Annotated in this window: 19 protein-coding genes; 9 read left to right on the top strand and 10 right to left on the bottom strand. The window is 72.6% G+C overall.

All coding sequences use genetic code 11. The features are described from left to right. Positions 1-29: 29 nt before the first annotated feature. The 3 genes from NYF13_RS35370 to NYF13_RS35360 all read left to right on the top strand — a co-directional run bounded on the left by NYF13_RS35370 (position 30) and on the right by NYF13_RS35360 (position 3829). Positions 30-1775, top strand: coding sequence for a cation acetate symporter (locus NYF13_RS35370; protein WP_315662473.1), 1746 nt, complete (start codon positions 30-32; stop codon positions 1773-1775). 72 nt (positions 1776-1847) lie between these two features. After that, entirely contained in the window at positions 1848-2201 is a 354-nt protein-coding gene (locus NYF13_RS35365) for a DUF485 domain-containing protein (protein WP_315662472.1), read from the top strand. Next, positions 2198-3829 carry a cation acetate symporter gene (locus NYF13_RS35360; RefSeq protein WP_315662470.1) on the top strand — a complete coding sequence of 544 codons (1632 nt, stop codon included), beginning with the start codon at positions 2198-2200 and terminating at the stop codon, positions 3827-3829. Before NYF13_RS35365 ends, NYF13_RS35360 begins: the two co-directional genes overlap by 4 nt. An 80-nt stretch (positions 3830-3909) precedes the next feature. Here the strand turns inward: NYF13_RS35360 and NYF13_RS35355 are convergent, their stop codons facing one another. After that, positions 3910-4374: a carboxymuconolactone decarboxylase family protein gene (locus NYF13_RS35355; protein ID WP_315662468.1), complete on the bottom strand. Its 465-nt coding sequence runs from the start codon at positions 4372-4374 to the stop codon at positions 3910-3912. Positions 4375-4420: 46 nt separating this feature from the next. Between NYF13_RS35355 and NYF13_RS35350 the strand changes: the two genes are divergently transcribed. Further along, positions 4421-5806, top strand: coding sequence for a PLP-dependent aminotransferase family protein (locus NYF13_RS35350; RefSeq protein ID WP_315662467.1), 1386 nt, complete (start codon positions 4421-4423; stop codon positions 5804-5806). 75 nt (positions 5807-5881) lie between these two features. On the opposite strand, the gene NYF13_RS35345 is transcribed toward NYF13_RS35350, so the two are convergent. The 3 genes from NYF13_RS35345 to NYF13_RS35335 all read right to left on the bottom strand — a co-directional run bounded on the left by NYF13_RS35345 (position 5882) and on the right by NYF13_RS35335 (position 9030). After that, positions 5882-6628 carry a peptidylprolyl isomerase gene (locus NYF13_RS35345; protein WP_315662465.1) on the bottom strand — a complete coding sequence of 249 codons (747 nt, stop codon included), beginning with the start codon at positions 6626-6628 and terminating at the stop codon, positions 5882-5884. Positions 6629-6849: 221 nt separating this feature from the next. Beyond that, entirely contained in the window at positions 6850-7812 is a 963-nt protein-coding gene (gene meaB / locus NYF13_RS35340; RefSeq protein WP_315662463.1) for a methylmalonyl Co-A mutase-associated GTPase MeaB, read from the bottom strand. A 30-nt stretch (positions 7813-7842) separates the two neighbouring features. Then, a complete protein-coding gene (locus NYF13_RS35335; protein ID WP_315662461.1) occupies positions 7843-9030 on the bottom strand; it encodes an acetyl-CoA C-acetyltransferase in 1188 nt (395 codons plus the stop codon). A gap of 141 nt (positions 9031-9171) precedes the next feature. On the opposite strand from NYF13_RS35335, the gene mce reads away from it, so the two are divergent. Beyond that, positions 9172-9645: a methylmalonyl-CoA epimerase gene (gene mce, locus NYF13_RS35330; RefSeq protein WP_315662459.1), complete on the top strand. Its 474-nt coding sequence runs from the start codon at positions 9172-9174 to the stop codon at positions 9643-9645. A 63-nt stretch (positions 9646-9708) separates the two neighbouring features. On the opposite strand, the gene NYF13_RS35325 is transcribed toward mce, so the two are convergent. Next, the gene (locus NYF13_RS35325) at positions 9709-10293 is read right to left on the bottom strand and encodes a helix-turn-helix domain-containing protein (RefSeq protein WP_315662457.1); all 585 of its coding nucleotides are present in this window, start codon (positions 10291-10293) and stop codon (positions 9709-9711) included. A 294-nt stretch (positions 10294-10587) separates the two neighbouring features. Between NYF13_RS35325 and ccrA the strand changes: the two genes are divergently transcribed. From ccrA to NYF13_RS35305, 4 genes are all read left to right on the top strand, one after another. Continuing rightward, positions 10588-11928, top strand: coding sequence for a crotonyl-CoA carboxylase/reductase (gene ccrA / locus NYF13_RS35320; RefSeq protein WP_315662455.1), 1341 nt, complete (start codon positions 10588-10590; stop codon positions 11926-11928). A 130-nt stretch (positions 11929-12058) separates the two neighbouring features. Next, complete coding sequence (locus NYF13_RS35315) at positions 12059-13243, top strand: chromosome segregation protein (RefSeq protein WP_315662509.1); 1185 nt, start codon at positions 12059-12061, stop codon at positions 13241-13243. 58 nt (positions 13244-13301) lie between these two features. Then, positions 13302-13751: a universal stress protein gene (locus NYF13_RS35310; RefSeq protein ID WP_315662454.1), complete on the top strand. Its 450-nt coding sequence runs from the start codon at positions 13302-13304 to the stop codon at positions 13749-13751. Positions 13752-13754: 3 nt separating this feature from the next. Then, positions 13755-14867, top strand: coding sequence for an adenylate/guanylate cyclase domain-containing protein (locus tag NYF13_RS35305; RefSeq protein ID WP_315662453.1), 1113 nt, complete (start codon positions 13755-13757; stop codon positions 14865-14867). Between the two features lie 7 nt (positions 14868-14874). Here NYF13_RS35305 and NYF13_RS35300 read toward each other — a convergent pair whose 3' ends face one another. The 5 genes from NYF13_RS35300 to paaC form a co-directional block, all read right to left on the bottom strand. Next, positions 14875-16386, bottom strand: a complete 1512-nt coding sequence (locus NYF13_RS35300; RefSeq protein WP_315662451.1) for a HAMP domain-containing sensor histidine kinase — start codon at positions 16384-16386, stop codon at positions 14875-14877. Beyond that, the gene (locus tag NYF13_RS35295; protein WP_315662449.1) at positions 16379-17053 is read right to left on the bottom strand and encodes a response regulator transcription factor; all 675 of its coding nucleotides are present in this window, start codon (positions 17051-17053) and stop codon (positions 16379-16381) included. Before NYF13_RS35295 ends, NYF13_RS35300 begins: the two co-directional genes overlap by 8 nt. Before the next feature lie 348 nt (positions 17054-17401). Then, a complete protein-coding gene (paaE, locus tag NYF13_RS35290; protein ID WP_315662447.1) occupies positions 17402-18478 on the bottom strand; it encodes a 1,2-phenylacetyl-CoA epoxidase subunit PaaE in 1077 nt (358 codons plus the stop codon). Between the two features lies 1 nt (position 18479). Continuing rightward, positions 18480-18971 (bottom strand): 1,2-phenylacetyl-CoA epoxidase subunit PaaD, encoded by a 492-nt coding sequence (paaD, locus tag NYF13_RS35285; RefSeq protein WP_315662446.1) that lies wholly within the window; start codon positions 18969-18971, stop codon positions 18480-18482. Positions 18972-18976: 5 nt separating this feature from the next. Continuing rightward, on the bottom strand, positions 18977-19834 hold the full coding sequence (gene paaC / locus NYF13_RS35280; RefSeq protein WP_315662445.1) for a 1,2-phenylacetyl-CoA epoxidase subunit PaaC: 858 nt from the start codon (positions 19832-19834) through the stop codon (positions 18977-18979). Between the last annotated feature and the right edge of the window lies 1 nt (position 19835).

Raw genomic sequence — 19835 nt, 5'->3', positions numbered from 1 at the left:
CCCCGCCCCACCCCGGCCGGAGCCCGTTAGTGGACATCGCCCTCGCCGTGGCCCCCGTGGTCCTCATCACCCTCCTGATCGGTGTCCGCGGGGTCGCCGCCATGCGCACCACCTCGGACTTCCTGGTCGCCTCGCGCCGGATCTCGCCCTTCGTCAACTCCGCCGCGGTCTCCGGCGAGTACCTCTCCGCCGCTTCCTTCCTCGGCGTGGCCGGGCTCGTGGTGAAGGACGGGGTCGGCGCGCTCTGGTACCCGGTCGGGTTCACCGCGGGGTACATCGCGATGCTGGTGCTCGTCGCGGCGCCCCTGCGGCGGTCCGGGGCGCTGACGGTGCCCGACTTCGCCGAGGCCCGGCTCGCCTCGCCCGCGTTGCGGCGGCTGGCCGCGGTGGTGGTGCTGGTGATCGGCACGATCTACGTGGTGCCGCAGTTCCGCACGGCCGGGCTGGTGCTCACCGCGGTCGGCGGCACGCCGTACTGGGTCGGGGTGGTCATCGCGGGCACGGCCGTCAGTGTCACCCTCGCGCTCGGCGGAATGCGCGCGGCCACGTACGTGCAGGCGTTCCAGTTCTTCCTGAAGCTGGTGCTGTTCCTGGTACCCGCCTTCTGGCTCGTGCTGCAAGTCGGCGCGAGCGACCGCGAAGCCGCCCTCAACCCGGTGGAATTCACCCACTTCGGCCGCGAGACCACGGTCGAGTTCCAGGCCGGCGTCACGCTCGAACTGCGCGAGCCGACCACCCTGGTCACCGGCGAAGGGCCCGTCACCCGGGAACCCGGCGAGCTCACCGCCCGCAGCGGGGAGGAGCTGACCTTCGCCGCGGGCGCGCCGGTGCCCGCGGTGCGCGGCGGCGCGGCGCTCGGCGGGCCGGACTGGCAACGGCCGCTGCTCGATCTCGAGGACCAGGGCCACCCGCTGCTCGGCACCTGGGCCGTGCTGATCGCCACCGTGCTCGGCACGATGGGCCTGCCCCACGTGCTGATGCGCTTCAACACCAGCCCGGACGGCCGCGCCGCGCGCCGCACCGCGGCCATCACCGTCGCGCTGCTCGGCGTGTTCTACCTCTTCCCCGGCGTCTACGGCGTGCTCGGCCGGGTGCTGGTGCCCGAGCTGTACCTCTCCGGCGCCACCGACACCGTGGTCGTCGCGCTGCCGGCCCAGGTCGACCACGGCTGGGCCGGTCGGCTGTTCACCGCGCTGCTGACCGCGGGCGCGTTCGCCGCCTTCCTCGCCACCTCGCTCGGGCTGCTGCTGGTGATGTCCGGCGCGCTGGCCTACGACCTGACCTCCGGCGGGCTGCGGCGCCTGCGGGTGACGGTGGTGCTCGTCGCCGCCGCGATGGTCCTGCTCGCGCTGCCTTCGGCCGGGCTCGACGCCGGGGTGCTGGTCACCTGGGGCTTCACCGTGGCCGCCTCCACCTTCTGCCCGCTGCTGGTGCTCGGCCTCTGGTGGCCGCGGCTGACCGCGGCCGGCGCGATCAGCGGGGTGCTGGCCGGGCTGCTCGGCTCGTCCGGCTCGATCCTGTTCGCGCTCGCCGGACCGGGCCTGCACGGCTGGGTGGCGATCCTGGTCGCGCAACCGGCCCCCTGGTCGGTACCGCTCGCCTTCGGCGTGATGGCCGTGGTCTCGGTGCGCGGCCGGCCGCCGTCCTGGGGCGGGGCGGCGATGCTCCGCCTGCACCTCGACGAACGCGAGCGCGGTCCCGGGCCGCCCCATTCGACGGCGCCCGCGCACCGCTGGCCAACCGTTCGTCGCCTGGCCCGGCGTTTGGGCCGCTGACGGTTCCTCCCGCGGTGTCCGGCTCCCTACTGTGGCGCGGACCACATTCGCAGCGCAGCGAGGGAGAAGCCGATGACCGACACGGGCGTGACCGGCGATCCGCCGGAAGCGGACTGGACGCAGGTCCAGCAGAGCGCGGAGTTCCGGGAACTGCGCGGGCGGCTGCGGCGCTTCGTCTTCCCGATGGCCGGGCTGTTCCTCACCTGGTACCTGCTCTACGTGCTGCTGGCCGACTACGCGCACGGGTTCATGAACACCAAGCTGGCCGGGAACTTCACCGTCGGCCTGCTGTTCGGCCTGCTGCAGTTCGTCTCCACCTTCGTCATCACCGGGCTCTACGTCCGCTACGCCAACCGGAAGCTCGACCCGCTGTCCGACCGGATCCGCGCCGACCTCGAGGCCCCGGCCGCGAAGGAGTCCGAATGACCACGCTCGCGGCCGGCGTCGAAGGCAGCAACCCGACGCTGAACATCATCATCTTCGCCGTGTTCGTGCTGATCACCCTGGTGATCGTGTTCCGCGCGAGCCGCACCAGCAAGACCGCCTCGGACTACTACGCCGCCGGGCGCGCGTTCACCGGTCCGCAGAACGGCATCGCGATCTCCGGCGATTACCTGTCGGCCGCGTCGTTCCTCGGCATCGCCGGGGCCATCGCGGTCTACGGCTACGACGGCTTCCTCTACTCGATCGGCTTCCTGGTCGCCTGGCTGGTGGCGCTGCTACTGGTCGCGGAGCTGTTGCGCAACACCGGCCGGTTCACCATGGGCGACGTGCTGGCGTTCCGGATGCGGCAGCGGCCCGTGCGCGCGGCCGCGGCCATCTCGACGCTGGTGGTCTCGTTCTTCTACCTGCTGGCGCAGATGTCCGGCGCGGGCGGGCTGGTCGCGCTGCTGCTGGGCATCGAGGGCAAGTCCGCGCAGTCGCTGGTGATCGCCGTGGTCGGCGTGATCATGATCGCCTACGTGCTGATCGGCGGCATGAAGGGCACCACCTGGGTGCAGATCATCAAGGCCGCGCTGCTGATCGTCGGTGCGCTCGCGATGACGCTGTGGGTGCTCGGCCACTACGGCTTCAACTTCTCCGCACTGCTGCAGGGCGCCGTGGACAAGGCGGGCCGGGCCGGGTCGACGCTGCTCGGTCCGGGCAAGCAGTACGGCGCCACCGGGACGACCAAGCTGGACTTCCTCTCGCTCGGCATCGCGCTGGTGCTCGGCACCGCGGGCCTGCCCCACGTGCTGATGCGCTTCTACACCGTGCCCACGGCGCGGGAGGCCCGCCGCTCGGTGGTCTGGGCGATCGGGCTGATCGGCGTGTTCTACCTGTTCACCCTGGTGCTCGGCTACGGCGCGGGCGCGCTGGTGGGGCCGGACCGGATCAAGGCCGCGCCCGGCGGGGTCAATTCGGCCGCGCCGCTGCTGGCCCTGCAACTCGGCGGCCCGGTGCTGCTCGGGCTGATCTCGGCCATCGCCTTCGCCACGATCCTCGCGGTGGTGGCCGGGCTGACGATCACCGCTTCGGCTTCCTTCGCGCACGACGTGTACGCGAACGTGTTCAAGAAGGGCCGGACCGAGCCGGGCTCGGAGGTCCGCGTCGCGCGGATCACCGCGCTGGTGATCGGCGCGGTCGCGATCCTCGGCGGCATCCTGGCCAACGGGCAGAACGTGGCCTTCCTGGTGGCGCTGGCCTTCGCCGTGGCCGCCTCGGCGAACCTGCCGACCATTCTGTACTCGTTGTTCTGGAAGCGGTTCAACACCCAGGGCGCGCTGTGGAGCATCTACGGCGGGCTGGTCATCACCCTGGTGCTGATCGTGTTCTCACCGGCGGTGTCCGGCAAGCCGGTCGACCCCAAGACCGGCAAGAGCGCGTCGATGCTGCAGGGCGTGGACTTCCACTGGTTCCCGCTCGACAACCCGGGCCTGGTCTCGATCCCGATCGCGTTCTTCCTCGGCTGGCTCGGCACAGTGCTGTCCAAGGAGCACAACGCGGCGAAGTACGCGGAGATGGAGGTGCGGTCGCTGACCGGCGCGGGCGCCGAGAAGGCCACCGAGCACTGAATTCCGGTCCTCTGCGAACGGCCCGTTCACGACACCGGGCACGGGCCGTTCGTTCTGGCTCAGCCGGAGCGCGCCGGAGCTCACGCCTGGCGTTCCGGCAGCGGTGAGTGGCTGGCCACCGAGATCCGGTTCCACGCGTTGATCGCGACGATCGACCAGGCCAGCACCCGGTACTGCGCCTCGGTGAACACCCGCACGGCCTCGGCGTAGACGTCGTCGGGCACGTCCTTGTGGTCGGCGATCAGCGTCATCGACTCGGTCAGCGCCAGCGCCGCGCGCTCCTGCTCGCTGAACAGCTCCACCTCGCGCCAGGCTTCGAGCACGAAGATCCGGCGGGGTGACTCGCCCAGGCCGAGGGAGTCGGTGGTGTGCAGGTCGAGGCAGAAGGCGCAGCCGTTGATCTGTGAAGCCCGGATCTTCACCAGCTCCAGCAGCTTGCCTTCGAGCCCGGCGTTCGCCGCCGCCTTCTCGACCTCGCTCTGCAGGTGGGACATGGCCTGGTAGATCCCGGGCACGGAGCGCCCGATCGCGATGCGGTTCGTCATGCCACCGACGCTAGCCCGGACTGGTCCACGAGTATGGTCCAGTTGCGTGGCAGATTCGTGGTCCGGTTCCGGTATCGACGTGCACCTCGACTGGCGGCCGGAGACCGGGCGTCCGGGACTCGCGGACGCGGTCCGCGCGGCCGTCCGGTCGGGCCGCTGGCCGCCGGGTGCGGCGGTCCCCTCCACCCGCGCGCTGGCGGCCGACCTCGGTGTCGCGAGGGGGACCGTCACGCGGGTGTACGCCGACCTCGCCGCCGAGGGCTACCTGCACACCCTTCAAGGCGCGCCCACCCGCGTCGCCACGGCGGGGGCGCTGCCGTTGTCCGCGCCCGGTCCCGTCCCACGCGAGCTGGCGCCGCGCTGGGATCTGCGCCCGGGCCGTCCGGACCTGACCGCGTTCCCCCGCGCCGACTGGCAAGCCGCCACCCGCAAAGCCCTGCAGCGAGTGGCCGCGGCCGACCTCGGCTACACGGCGGAGCTGGGCGCGCCCGAGCTGCGGGCCGCCCTGGCGGCCTACCTCTCCCGCAGCCGCGGGGTGCTCACCGACCCGCAACGGATCGTGGTGTGCTGCGGCTTCTCCCACGCGGTCGCGCTGATCTCCCGGGTGCTGTGCGAACGCGGGGTGACCGAAATGGCCTTCGAGAACCCTTCACTGCCCCTCTACCGCGAGATCGCCGCCGCGAACGGGCAGCGGATCCGGCCGGTGGACGTCGACGCCCACGGGCTCCGTGTGTCCGAATTGGACAGTCCTGCGGTGGTGGTCACCGCCGCGCACCAGTACCCGATGGGCGTCGCGCTCGCGCCCGAACGCCGGGCGGCGCTGGCCCGCTGGGCCGGCGAGACCGGGGCGGTGGTGGTGGAGGACGACTACGACGGCGAATTCCGCTTCGACCGCCGGCCGGTCGGCGCGTTGCAGGCGCTGGCCCCCGAGCACGTGGTCTACGCGGGCACCGCGAGCAAAACGCTGGCCCCGGCCCTGCGGCTGGCCTGGCTGGTGCTGCCGCGGGCCCTGGTCGAACCGGTCCGCGCGGCGATGGCGGGCAGCGGCGCGCGGCCACCCCTGCTCGACCAGCTCGCGCTGGCCGAGCTGATCTCCTCGGGCGCCCACGACCGCCACGTCCGCCGGTCCCGGGCCGGGTACCGGGCCCGGCGCGACCGGCTGCTGGCCGCACTGCCCGGCACCGTCCGTCCACAAGGGATCTCCGCCGGACTGCACCTGCTGCTCGGGCTGGACCGCCCGGGCAGCCCGGCCGAGGCCGAGGTGCTGGCCGCGTGCCGCCGCCGGGCGATCGGCATCGAGGGCCTCGGGCCGTGCTGGCACGGCGAACGCGGACCGGGCGGGGTGATCGCCGGCTACGCCGCCCCGGCCGGGCACGCGTTCGCCGGCGCCACCCAGGCCCTGGTCGACGCGTTGTGGGAAGTGACCGGCTGAGCCCGGCCGGCGGGATCCGGCCGGGTTCGGCGAGTCAGGGAGTCCGGCGGATCGGGAGTTCGGCCGGGCCGGGGGTCAGCCGCAGAACAGGCAGAGCGGCAGCACGTGGCGCAGTTCGGTGGTGCGCACCGGCGTGCCGTCGACCGGGGTGGTGCCCGGCGGGGTGTCCGCGTCCGGCTTGATGCCGCCGGCGGCGACCCGGTCGAGCGTGTGCAGGCCGAGGGCCCCGACCGTGCCGAACACGGTGTAGTTCGGCAGCAGCGTGGAATCGCCGTAGACGACGAAGAACTGCGAGCCGTTGGTGTCCGGGCCGGCGTTCGCCATGGCCAGCAGTCCGCGCGAGTAGATCCGGCGCCGGCCGGTCGGGTCGTTCGGCGCGGGCGGCAGGGTGGTGGGCAGCTCGTCGGCGAACTTGTAGCCGGGGCCGCCCTCCCCGGTGGCCGACGGGTCGCCGCACTGCAGCACCTTCAGCGTCGGGTACGCGGTCAGCCGGTGGCAGGTGGTGAAGTCGTAGAACCGCTGGTGGGCCAGGTGCAGGAAGCTCTGCACGGTGCACGGCGCCTGCGCGCGGTCCAGCCGCAGCGGCAGCGCCCCCTGGCTGGTCGAGATCAGCACTTCGACCTTGCCGCGGTCCGGGGTGGGCCGCGGGTCCGGCGGCAGCGAGACCGGCCGGACCGCGGGGTCGTCGGGGGTCGCGGTGTACTGGCACGGACCGGACGTGACCTTGACCGGCGCGGCGGGCGCGGTGGCGGCGGTGGCCGCGGGCGTGACCGCGGCCAACAGCGCGCCGACCGTCAGCGCGGTGACGAGAAGCCTCTTCATGCGAAACCTTTCCGGTGATCCCCAGTGGCAGGCCCGCAGTATAGGAACGCCCGAGCCGCGGCGGCAGCCCGCAAAAGTCGCGGAAGCTCCCGGGCCCCGGCCAGGGGGCACCGTGACCGTGCTGGCGAGGACGCGGTAGCGCGGTGGGGCCGCGGTCCGCATCGCCGTTGGGTCCGTTCGGTGGCTACTTGGCCGCTGCGCGAGCGGGCCGCGCGGCGACGCTACTGCTTCAGATCAGCGACCAGCTCCGCCGCCGCGGTGAATGGGTCGAGTTCGCGGGTCACCACGCGGGCGGCCAGTTCGGAGAGGCGGTCGCCGTGGTGGAGGTCGGTCAGTTCGGCGTGGAGGCGGCGCAGGGCGATGGCCTCGACCTCGCCGCGGGCGCGGGCGGTGCGGCGGCGGGTGAGTTCGCCGTGGGCGGTGAGCCAGGCGTGGTGGGCGTCCAGGGCTTCGACGACCTCTTCGGCGCCTTCGGCCTTCGAGGCGACGGTGCGCACGATCGGCTGGCGCCAGCTCGCGCCGCGCCGTTCGCGGCGGGACAGGGAGATCATCTGCTTGAGGTCGTGCACCGTGGCTTCGGCGCCTTCGCGGTCGGACTTGTTGACCACGAACACGTCCGCGATCTCCAGCACGCCCGCCTTGGCCGCCTGGATGCCGTCGCCGGCGCCCGGGGCGAGCAGGACCACGGTGGTGTCGGCCAGTTTCACGACGTCCACTTCGGACTGTCCTACCCCGACGGTCTCGATCAGCACCACGTCGAAGCCGGCCGCGTCGAGCACGCGCACGGCCTGCGGCGTCGCCCAGGACAGCCCGCCCAGGTGACCCCGGGTGGCCATCGAGCGGATGAACACCCCGGGGTCGGTCGCGTGCTCGGTCATCCGGATCCGGTCGCCCAGCAGCGCGCCGCCGGAGAACGGCGAGGACGGGTCGATCGCCAGCACCCCGACCCGCTGCCCGGCCGCGCGCAGGGCGGTGAGCAGCATCGAAGTCGAGGTCGACTTGCCGACCCCGGGCGGGCCGGTCAGGCCGATCACCCGGGCGTGGCCGGTGTGCGGCGTGAGCCGGCGCGCCACCTCCGCCACCGCCGGCGAAGCGTCCTCGACCAGCGAAATCAGCCGGGCGACCGCGCGCGGACGGCCTTCGCGCGCGCGGCCGACCAGCTCGTCGAGGTCGGGTCCGGCCACCGGTTCGTCCCCTGGTCCGATCGGCCCGGCTCAGGCCGACGGGACGCGCAGCAGCAGGGCATCGCCCTGGCCACCGCCCCCGCAGAGCGCCGCCGCGCCGAGACCGCCACCGCGGCGACGCAGCTCGTGCACCAGGTGCACGGCCAGCCGCGCACCGGACGCACCGATCGGGTGGCCCAGCGCGATGGCCCCGCCGTTGACGTTCACCTTCGCCGGGTCCAGGCCCAGCTTCTCCGACGAAACCACGCCGACCGCGGCGAACGCCTCGTTGATCTCGACCAGGTCGAGGTCGCCCACGTCCAGCTTCGCCTTGGCCAGCGCCTTGCGGATGGCGTTGGACGGCTGCTCGTGCAGCGAGGCGTCCGGTCCCGCGACCACGCCGTGCGCGCCGATTTCGGCCAGCGGCGTGAGACCCAGCTCCGCGGCCTTCGCCGCGCTGGCGACGATCACCGCGGCCGCGCCGTCGGAGATCTGCGAAGCGGAGCCGGCCGTGATCGTGCCGTCGGAGGCGAACGCCGGGCGCAGCCGGGCCAGGCTGTCCGCGGTGGTGTCCGCGCGCACGCCCTCGTCCACGCTGAACAGCACCGGCTCGCCCTTGCGCTGCGGGATCGACACCGGCGCGATCTCCGCGCGGAAGAACCCGGCCTCGATCGCCGCCGCGGCGCGCTGGTGCGAACGCGCGGAGAACTCGTCCTGCTGCTCGCGGGTGACGCCGTAGCGGCCGTTGTGCTTCTCCGTCGAGGCGCCCATGGCGACCTGGTCGAAGGCGCAGAACAGGCCGTCGTGGGCCATGTGGTCGAGCATCGTCACGTCGCCGTACTTGAAGCCGGTGCGGGACTTGGGCAGCAGGTGCGGGGCCTGGGTCATCGACTCCTGGCCGCCCGCAACCACGAGGTCGAACTCGCCCGCGCGGATCAGCTGGTCGGCCAGCGCGATCGCGTCCAGGCCGGAGAGGCAGACCTTGTTGATGCTCAGCGCGGGCACGTCCATCGGGATGCCCGCGGCCACGGCCGCCTGCCGGGCCGGGATCTGGCCCGCGCCGGCGGTGAGGACCTGGCCCATGATCGTGTACTCGACGTCCTTCGGGTCGACCCCGGCCTGCTCCAGCGCCGCCTTGATCGCGAATCCGCCGAGCTGCGCGCCCGAGAAGTCCTTCAGCGAGCCGAGCAGGCGACCGATCGGAGTACGGGCAGCGCCCAGGATCACGGAACCGGACACGACGTCCTCCAAAGCATCGGCGCACTGGTAGATCCACCGACCATACCCGGGCCGGACCCCTCTTGACGGAGCCAGTGTGAGGGGGCGCACGTACCGGTTCGAGGGGGGAGCGACAGCCGATGAGCCCTTATCATGGCGCCCATGAACGCTGAGTCCGCGCCGCCCGCGCAGTCCGTGCTCGAGCCCTTCGTGACGGCCATCGACCACGTCGGCATCGCCGTGCCCGACCTCGACGCCGCCATCGCCTTCCAGACCACGCACTTCGGACTGGAGGTCGCGCACGAGGAGGTGAGCGAGGAGCAGGGTGTCCGGGAGGCGATGCTGCGCGCCCCCGGCTCCGCGGGCACCGAGACGATGATCCAGCTCCTCGCGCCCCTGCACGAGGGTTCGACGATCGCGAAGTTCCTCGGCCGCAACGGACCCGGCCTGCAGCAGCTGGCCCTTCGGGTGTCCGATGTGGACGCTGCCGCCGAGGCCCTGCGGGCGAAGGGACTGCGGCTGCTGTTCGACGAGGCCAAACGCGGCACCTCGAACAGCCGGGTGAACTTCGTGCACCCCAAGGACGCCGGTGGCGTGCTGGTCGAGCTGGTGGAGCCGGCCTCCGCCCGGCACTGACCAACATTGACCAGCACTGGCCAGCACTGGCCAGCACTGCACCGACCGGAGGCGGGCTTCGGCTCAGTCGGCCGGTGCGGCGGGGCGGATCTTCGACGAGAGGGCGTTCGCCAGGAAGGTGAGCTCACCGTCGAACTCCGCCGGGCGGTCGTCGCGGGAGTGCCGCGCCGTCGCGTGGCGGTGGCTGACCGCGCGGGCCAGCAGGCCCGAGGCGCTGTCGAGGTCCGCCACGGCCAGCCGCCCGCCCGCCGCGCCCGCGATCACCGAGCGGACCAGCCGCACGAGCTGCTGGAAGCGTTCCGCGAGCGCCTCGCGCACCGCTTGGTGGGTGTCGGCCTCGCGCCACAGCAGGTGGGACAGGCCGAGTGAACCGGCGAAGCGCCGGTCCAGCTCGACCACCAGCCGGCGCAGACTGCCCGCCAGGTCGCCGGGGACGACCACCGCGGCGAGCTCGATCCGCTCGTCCGGCAGCCGGTCCACCAGCGCGGCCAGCAGGTCGGACTTGCGGCGGAAGTAGTAGTGCACCAAGCCCTTCGGCACCCCGGCGCGCTCCGCTATGCGGGACGTAGGGGTGGCCTCGAAGCCGGATTCGGCGAACAGTTCCTCGGCGGCGCACAGGATCCGCTCCTGCGCCGAGTCCTCGGTCATGCCGGCTCCTTCGCTGCCAGTCTGCCGCCCGTGCCGTCCGTGCCGTCCGTGCCGTCCGGAGACGATCCGGCTCCCCCGCCGGGGACCACCATCGTCCCCATCGCGGGGTTGCCCGTGCTGAGCCGAAGGGGTGAAAGAGCGGCGAGGACGCCGATGCCCCTTCCGTCCGGCCGGCCGAGATCCGTGGGTCACACCGCGGGTGTGTGGGAGCCTCTTGTCTCCTACAGTTGTGCCACGAGTTACTGACGGGTAATTTCGTGCGCCAGGCCGCGACCGCTCCTGCCGGAGGTATCGATGACGCAGCTCGACGAGATCAAGCAGGCCATCCTCAGCGGGGACTCCGCCGCGGTCGGCGCGCTGCCGGTGCCCGAGAGCTACCGCGGGGTGACGGTGCACGAGGACGAGGTCGGCCTGTTCGACGGACTGGACAGCCAGGACAAGGACCCGCGCAAGTCGCTGCACGTCGACGAGGTGCCGACCCCCGAGCTGGGCCCGGGCGAGGCGCTGGTCGCCGTGATGGCGAGCGCCATCAACTACAACACCGTGTGGACCTCGATCTTCGAGCCGATCCCCACGTTCAAGTTCCTGAAGAAGTACGGCCGGCTCTCGCCGCTGGCGAAGCGGCACGACCTGCCCTACCACGTGGTCGGCTCCGACCTGTCCGGCGTGGTGCTGCGCACCGGCGCCGGGGTGCACACCTGGAAGCCGGGGGACGAGGTCGTCGCGCACTGCCTGAACGTGGAGCTGGAGAGTCCGGACGGGCACAACGACACCATGCTCGACACCGAGCAGCGGATCTGGGGCTTCGAGACCAACTTCGGCGGGCTGGCCGAGGTCGCGCTGGTCAAGGCCAACCAGCTGATGCCGAAGGCGGCGCACCTGACCTGGGAGGAGGCCGCCTCCCCCGGGCTGGTCAACTCCACCGCGTACCGGCAGCTGGTCTCGCGCAACGGCGCCGACCTGAAGCAGGGCGACGTCGTGCTCATCTGGGGCGCCTCGGGCGGCCTCGGCTCGTACGCCACGCAGTACGCGCTCAACGGCGGAGCCATCCCGGTGTGCGTGGTCTCCAGCCCGGAGAAGGCCGGGATCTGCCGGAAGCTCGGGGCCGAGCTGATCATCGACCGCAGTGCCGAGGGCTACCGGTTCTGGAAGGACGAGCACGAGCAGGACCCGCGGGAGTGGCAGCGGTTCGGCGCGAAGATCCGCGAGCTGACCGGCGGCGAGGACCCGGACATCGTGTTCGAGCACCCGGGCCGCGAGACCTTCGGCGCGTCGGTCTACGCCGCGCGCAAGGGCGGCACGATCGTGACCTGCGCCTCGACCTCGGGCTATCTGCACCAGTACGACAACCGGTACCTGTGGATGAACCTGAAACGGATCATCGGCTCCCACTTCGCCAACTACCGCGAGTCGTGGGAGGCCAACCGGCTGATCGCGAAGGGGCTGGTGCACCCGACGCTGTCCAAGACCTACCCGCTCGAAGAGACCGGCCAGGCCGCCCTCGATGTGCACCGCAACGCGCACCAGGGAAAGGTCGGCGTGCTCGCGCTGGCGCCGGAGGAAGGGCTCGGCGTGCGAGACGAAGAGCTGCGGGCCAAGCACCTCGACGGGATCAACGCGTTCCGCGGGGCGTGAGGCCCCGCCATCGGGCGATCCCGTTCGCCCGGTCGGCGCAGGTACCGGCCGGAGACCGTGGGGGCTCACCCGTCCGGGACCCCGTAGCGACTACGGTGGTCCCATGAGCCTTGGCGAGGAACGGGAGCTGGTGCCGCTGGGAGCCGGCTTCGACGTGGCGAAGCGCGGCTACAGCCGAGCACAGGTCGACGAACACCTGGAACGGCTGGACGCCGACCTGAAGATGCTCACCGGCGACCGGGACGCCGCCATCGGCCAGGCGGGCGATCTGGCGCGGCAGCTGGAGACCGCGCGCGGCGAGATCGCCGACCTGCGCGGCCAGGTGGACCGGCTGGCGCAACCGCCGACGAGCGTCGAGGGCCTGTCCGAGCGGCTTCAGCGCATGCTGCGCCTGGCGCAGGACGAGGCCGCGGACACGCGGGCGCGGGCCGAAGCCGAGGCCGGCCACATCCGCGCGAAGGCGGAGACGGACGCGAGCGCCATGCGCGCCCGCTACGAGCAGTTGCTCACCGAGCTCGACCTGCGGCGCAAGGAGATGGAGGCGGAGCACCGCAAGGTGCTCGAAGACGCCCGCGCCGAGGGCAAGGAGATCACGGACAAGGCCGAGGCCGAGCGCAAGCGGCTCGACGCGGAGTCCGAGGCCCGCCGCACCCAGGTGGAAGAGGACTTCGAGATCGCCATGGCCGCGCGCCGGGCCGAGGCCATGCGGGTGCTGGCCGAGCAGGAGGCCGCGAGCAAGGCCGAGGCCGAACGCCGGGTGCGCGAGGCGGCCGAGGACGCCGCCGCGATCCGCTCGAAGGTGCTGGAAGAGGAGACCACCGCGAAGGCGGACATCGAACGCCGCCAGCGCGAGTCGGTCGCCGACGCGAACCAGCGCCGTCAGGACTCGATCAACGAGGCCAACGCGCGGCTGGCCGAGGCGGCCGACGAGGCCCGCCGCCGGGTGCGCACCGCCACCGACGAGTCGAACCGGCGGATCACCCAGGCCAACGAGCGCGTCGAGTCCCTGCGCACCGTGCGTTCCAGCCTGGCCGAGCAGGTGCGCCAGGCCCGGACCGTGCTGGCCGAGGCGCACCACGTGCTCGGCGAAACCGACACGGCCGTGCCCGCGGACATCAAGGCGGCCGTGACGCCGTCGCCCACGCCGAAGCCGTCGGGTAGCGCGAACGGTGCGAAGAGCACCAACAGTGCCAACAGTGCGAACGGCGAGAACGACATCGAGAAGACCGTGCGCCTGAGGGCCTCGGACGTGCAGAAACCGAAGGCCCCGGCCCAGGCGTCACCGCGCCCGGCAGGGAAACCGACTGGCGAGTAACCTTCCACCCGACAAGGGGCGGCAGCGCCCTGTTCGCCGGTCGCTGGGAGGTTCGCGGATGGCTGTGTATCGGACTGTGGTGGTGGGCACCGACGGGTCGGACTCGTCGCTGGCCGCGGTGGACCGGGCGGCCGGGGTCGCCGGTGACGCCGGAGCCACCCTGGTGGTGGTGTGCGCCTACTACCCGGCCAGCAAGCACGACGTGGACCGCGCGCAGGACGAGCTGGGCGACGAGGCCTACCAGGTGGTCGGCTCGGCCCCGGCCGAGGACACCCTGCAGAGCGCCCGCGACCGGGCGGCCAAGGCCGGTGCGAAGACCATCGAGACGGTGGCCCTGAAGGGCGAGCCGGTCGACGCGCTGCGCAAGGTGGTGCACGAGCGCTCGGCCGACCTGCTGGTGGTCGGCAACCGCGGGCTCAACACGCTGGCCGGGCGGATCCTGGGCTCGGTGCCCTCGGAGGTGGCCCGCAAGTCGGGGGTCGACGTGCTCATCGTGCACACGACCTGAGCCGTGGCCACCGGCGATCTCCAGCACCGCCTCGAGCGAGTGCTGCTCGGCGGCCCGCGCAGGTACACGCGCCTCGAAGTGGCCGAGCGGGCCGGCGTGCCCGAGGAGCGTTCGCGCCGCCTGTGGCGGGCCCTCGGGTTCGCGACGGTGGACGACACCGAGGCCGTGTTCACCGACGCCGACGTCGAGGCCATGCGCACCACCGACCAGCTCGTGCACTCCGGTCTGGTGGAGGCGGACTTCGAGGTGGCGGTGACGCGGGCGCTCGGCCAGCACCTCTCACGGCTGGCCGAGTGGCAGGTGCACCTGCTGTGGACGCTGATCACCGAAAACCCCGAGCTGGCGCGCGACGACCGGCAGGTGGCCCGGCTGGTCGAGCGGTTGCTGCCCGAGCTGGAGCAGGTGCAGAACTTCGTCTGGCGCCGCCACCTCGCCGCGTACGCCGCGCGCGCGTTCGCGGCGCCCGACGAGGACCTCGAAACCCGCACGCAGGTCGTCGGGTTCGTCGACATGGTCGGCTACACCCGGCTGACCCGCCAGATCGACGAGGACGAGCTGAGCCAGGTCCTGGACGCGTTCGAATCGCTGGCCACCGAGGTCATCGCCGAGCACCACGGCCGGGTGGTCAAGATGATCGGCGACGAGGTCCTGTTCGTGGCCGACGAGCCCGCCGCGGCGGCCGAGATCGCCCTGACCCTGACCGAGCGGACCAGCGCCGCGCCGGACCGGCCCGCGGTCCGCGCCGGACTCGCTTCGGGCCGCATCCTGTCCCGGCTCGGCGACGTCTACGGCTCGGTGGTCAACCTCGCCGCCCGGCTCACCTCGGTCGCCCGCCCGGGCACGATCCTGGTCGACCGCGAGCTGGCCGGCGCGCTCGAATCCCGGCCGGAATTCGACCTCCGCACCCGGCGTCCGGTGGCGGTGCGCGGCTACCACCGGCTGCGTCCGTCCGCCCTGCGGCGGGCCAGGGACGAGCCTTCGGGCCGGTTCGCCTCCGCACAGCAGCAGGCCGCGGAGATGCTGGGGCTGGCGGAAACCGTGGAGGAGGCCGCCGAGCCCGAGGCCACGGCCGAGGACCTGACGGTGGGCTCGCGACGGCGGCGAAGGCGACGCTGACCGGCCCTCAGTGTCCGGGGTCCTCCGCTCGCGGGAAGGTGGCCACGAACCGCGCCCCCACGGCGCTGTCGGCCACCCGCAGCGTGCCGCCGTGCCGCCGGGTGATCATGCGGGCGATGGCCAGACCGAGGCCGGTTCCCCCCGCATCACGAGCCCGCGCGTCGTCGAGCCGGGTGAACCGGTCGAACACGCGCTCCCGGTCCGCCGCAGCGACGCCGGGGCCGTCGTCGGCCACCTCCAGGACCACGGTCTCCGCCGTGCTGGTCACGGAGACCACCACGGTGGATCCGGCGTGCCGCACCGCGTTGTCGAGCAGGTTGCGCAGCACCCGTTCCAGCGGGGCCGGATCGCCGCGGACGAGGGCCTCGGCCTCCGCCTGGCACCGGATTTCGCGGTCTTCGACGAGGTAACGGCGTTCGGCGGTCTGCTCCTCGGCCAGTGCGGTCAGGTCCACCAAGCCCAGGGGGACCTGGGGTTTCCCCTCTTGTTCGGCGAGCAGCAGGAGATCGGTGACCAGGGCCTGCAGGCGGCCGACGTCGGCCAGGGCGCGGCCGGTGACCGACGGCCAGTCGGCCTGGTCCGGATGGCTGCGGGCACTGTCGAGCCCGGTGCGCAGGGCGGCCAGCGGGCTGCGCAGCTCGTGGCTGGCGTCGGCCACGAACCGCTGTTGCTGGCGCATGGCCGACTGAAGGCGGTCGAGGGTGGCGTTGGTGGTGGCGGCCAGCTCGGCGATCTCGTCACGCGCGGCGGGCACCGGCACGCGCCGTTGCAGCGCGTGTTCGCCGATCTCGGCCATCTCCGCGCGGATCGCCGCCACCGGTCGCAGCGCGCGTCCGGCGACCACCCACGCGGCCGCCGCGACGAACAGCACCGACAGCGGGATGCCGATCCACAACGCCCCGTCCACCCCACCCAGCGCGCGCTCGGTGTAGTACGGCTCGACGAACAGGTACACGGTGGCGTTCACGTACTCGGGCTGCTGCGGCACGGCGAGCGGGGTGCGCAGGCCGGTGAAGAAGAAGTACCCGGACCGCCCCGGCGGGTTCACCACCTCGACCGGGAGCCGGATCGACATGCCCTGGACCTCGAAGGTGCGGTCTTCCAGACTGTTGCTGGGCCCGGAGACCACACCCGGACCGAACGAGACCGTCCGGCTCGGGACCCGGGCGCCGGCGGGTACCGGGGGTAGTGGTGGCCGCCCGGGATAGTAGGTGGCCAAGTCGTGGCTGCGGATCGCCACCCGGCCCGAGTCCAGCACCACCTCGAAGGTGCGCCCATCGAGGCTGGTCTGGGCGACCGGGGCGTCCGGCGCGTTCGGGCCGTCGTAACGGGTGCCTTCGAACCGGGTGAAGAAGAACTGTATCAGCGCCTGGGTGGTGAGGAACCTCGACTGCTCCATGGTCCGGACCTCGACGAAGTGCCGGGCCGCCAGGCCGCCGAAGGTGAACACGAAGGCGCAGGCCAGCCCCGCGACCAGCGCCGAGCGCGCCCGCGTCGGCAGCGGCCACCGGTCACGCATCGGCCAGCAGCCGGTAGCCGACCCCGCGCACGGTGTTGATCGTGCGGCGGCCGAACGGCCCGTCGATCTTGCGGCGCAGCGCGCTGACGTACACCTCGATCACGTTGGAGTCGCCTTCGTAGGTGCCGTCCCACACGCGGTCGAGGATCTCCGACTTCGACACCACGTACCCGGCCTGGCGGGCCAGGCACTCCAGCACGGTGAACTCCTTGGCCGTCAGCCGGATCTCCTGCCCGGCCCGGTGGCAGGAGCGCCGCGCCGGGTCGATCACCAGGTCGCCGACCTCGATCGTCGGGGACCGGGTGGCCGGGGCGCGGCGCAGCAGGGCCCGCAGCCGCGCGGTCAGCACCACCCAGGCGAACGGTTTGCTCAGGTAGTCGTCGGCCCCGGTGTCCAGGGCCTCGGCCTCGTCGTGCTCGCCGTTCTTCGCGGTCAGCATCAGGATCGGGGTGTCCACCCCGGCCCGGCGCAGCCCGGCGCAGACCCGGTAGCCGTTCAGGCCCGGCAGCATGATGTCGAGGATGATCGCCTGGTACGCCTGGGTCAGGGCCTGCTCCAGGCCGACCGTGCCGCTGCCGGCCACGTCGACGGCGTAACCGTCGGCCCGCAGCCCCCAGGCCAGGGCGTCGGCGAGCCGGGTCTCGTCCTCGATCACCAGTACCCGCACCCCACCCATGATCCCTGACCCGGCGGCCGAGGCTGAAACCCGCTTCAGGATCCTTCAGGAACAGCTCACCGCGGAAGGCCGGTCTCGAACGGACCGGATCTCCCGCAGCCGATGCTTCCAGGGCAGGCCGTGCCGACCGGTCCCGCACTGTCCACAGTGGTCACCATCGGTACCCGTCCGGCGTCCCGGCCGATCCTCTTCGGTGGTGCCCGCGGCGCTGCCGCACCCGGTCATCGACGACCCGGCGGGCAACCACCCACCCCGACGGCGTGACTCTGCTGCCGTGGTGGGCTTCACCGCGGTCTGCCACCTCTCGCCGGTGGCCGGCTTCCGGGGCCACCGGGGCGCTCAGACGTCGTAATCGACGGTGACGCGGTCGCTGACCGGGAACGACTGGCAGGTCAGCACGAAACCGGCGTCCACTTCGGACTTCTCCAGCGCGAAGTTGCGCCGCAGGTCCACCGTGCCCTCGGTGACCTTGGCCCGGCAGGTGCCGCACACCCCGCCCTTGCAGGCGAACGGCAGGTCCGGCCGGAAGCGCTGCGCGCCGTCCAGCACCGAGTCCTCGCGGGGCAGGCTCATGGTGGTCGAGCGGCCGTCGAGCACCAGCGTGACCTCCGAGGACTCACCGGCCACGGCGGCGTCCACGTGCTTCACCGGCTCCGGCGGCACCTCGTCGACGTAGAACAGCTCCTGGTGCACCCGCTCGTCCGGTACCCCGAGCGAGGACAACAGCTCCTGGGCCCCGGTCACCATCCCGAACGGGCCGCACAGCCAGAAGTGGTCCACGTCCTCGACCGGGACCAGCGAATCGAACAGGGCCCGCAGCTTGTCCCCGTCGAGCCGGCCGGTGAACAGCTCGGCCTCCCGCGGTTCGCGCGAAAGCACGTGGACCAGCTCGAGCCGGGCCGGCCAGCGGTCCTTCAGATCGGCCAGCTCGTCGGCGAACATCACCGAGTCCGTGCGGCGGTTGCCGTAGAGCACGGTCACGCTCGCGTCCGGGGTCGCGAGCAGGGAGGAGGCGATCGAGAGCACCGGCGTGATCCCCGAACCGGCGGCGATCAGCACGTGGTGGCCGCCCGCGCCCAGGTCCGGCGTGAACGAGCCGGCCGGGGCGGCCACTTCCACCTCGTCGCCGGGCCGGACGTCGTGGACCAGCCAGGAGGAGAAGGACCCTTCGGGCACCAGCCGCACCCCCACCCGCGGGCGCGCGCCCGCCGGGGCGCAGATCGAGTACGAGCGCCGCTCGTCGCGGCCGTCGACCTCGCGCCGCAGCGTCAGCGACTGGCCGGGCGCGAAGGCGAACGTCTCGGCCAGCGAAGGCGGCACGTCGAAGGTGACCGCGACGGCGTCGTCGCAGAGCCGCTCGACGGCGGCGACCCGCAGGGGGTGGAAGCCCGTGCGCCGGGGGGCTGCGGTGGTCACTTCAGATCTCCTTGACGTGTTCGAACGGTTCCAGGCAGGAGCGGCACCGCCACAACGCGCGGCAGGCCGTCGCGCTGAACCGCGACTGCTCTTCGGTGTCGGCCGAACCGCAGTGCGGGCAGGCCACCCGCGTGGCCGGCGGCCCCAGCGTGAGCGGGACCGGCCCGGCCGCCCGTCGCGGCGCGGGCCCCGGCGGGGCGATCCCGGCCGCGGCCAGCTTGCGCCGCCCGTCGGCCGAGATCCAGTCCGAGCTCCAGGCCGGCTCCAGCACCGTGCGGATCTCGACCTCGGTGAACCCGGCGCCCAGCAGGGCGTGCTCCAGGTCGTCGCGCATGGTGTCCATGGCCGGGCAGCCGGTGTAGGTGGGCGTGATGGCCACCGTCACCCGGCCATCCACTTCGGACACTTCCCGCAGTACGCCGAGCTCGGCCAGGGTCAGCATCGGCAGCTCGGGATCGGTCACGGCCGACGCCACCGACCGGGCGTCGAGCACGCCGGTCACCACGTCGCCCCCGGCATCGCCCGGGCGACGCTCTGCAGCTCGCCCACCAGGAAGCCCATCTTCTCCGTGTGCACGCCGTCGCGGCCCATCCGCCCGGAGACCCCGGCCACCGCGCCGCTTTCCGGCCACGAGACGGTCGCCGCGGTGAACACCTGACCGGCCACGGCGTCGAACTCCTCCCGCAGGGTGGCCGCGTCCACCAGCTCCAGGGGGTGCGTGGTGAACAGCTCGCCCACGTACGGCCAGGTCGCGTCCAGCCCTTCCTGCGCGCGCTCGTGCGAAACCTCGGTGCCGTCGCCGAGCCGGATCAGCCACTGGGCCGCGTAATCCCGGTGGTAGGTCAGCTCCTTGACCGCCTTGGCCGCGATCGCGGCCAGTACCGGATCCGCACCGGGCTCGAGCTCCTGCATCAGCGCGAGCCGCCAGGTCGAGAAGACGAACAACCGGGCGATCAGGTGACCGAAGTGGCCGCCGTCGAGCTCGGCCAGCCGCACGTTGCGGAACTCGTTCTCCACCCGCTCGAAGGCGAACGAGTCCTCGCCCCGGTCCGAGCCGTCGGCCCGGCCGGCCCGGGCCAGCAGGAGCCGGGCCTGGCCGAGCAGGTCCAGGGCGATGTTCGCGATCGCGACCTCGTCCTCCAGCTCGGGCGCGTGCGTCACCCACTCCTGCAGGCGGTGCGAGAAGATCAGCGCGTCGTCGCCCAGCATCAGGCAGTACGCGCCCAGCGCGGCGGCGTCCAGCCCGTCCGGCACCGAAGTGTCCACTCCGGACAGTGGGTCTTCGAAGCCGGTGCCGAAGGCCCAGCGCGCGTCGTTCTCCTCGATCAGGGACTCGTAGACGTTGTCGAAGGACATG

It is taken from the genome of Amycolatopsis sp. PS_44_ISF1 (genome assembly GCF_032335455.1).
In the GTDB taxonomy this organism is placed as follows: domain Bacteria; phylum Actinomycetota; class Actinomycetes; order Mycobacteriales; family Pseudonocardiaceae; genus Amycolatopsis.
The sequence above is the reverse complement of the archived record's forward strand: the minus strand, read 5'-3'. Positions and strand labels throughout refer to the sequence as shown.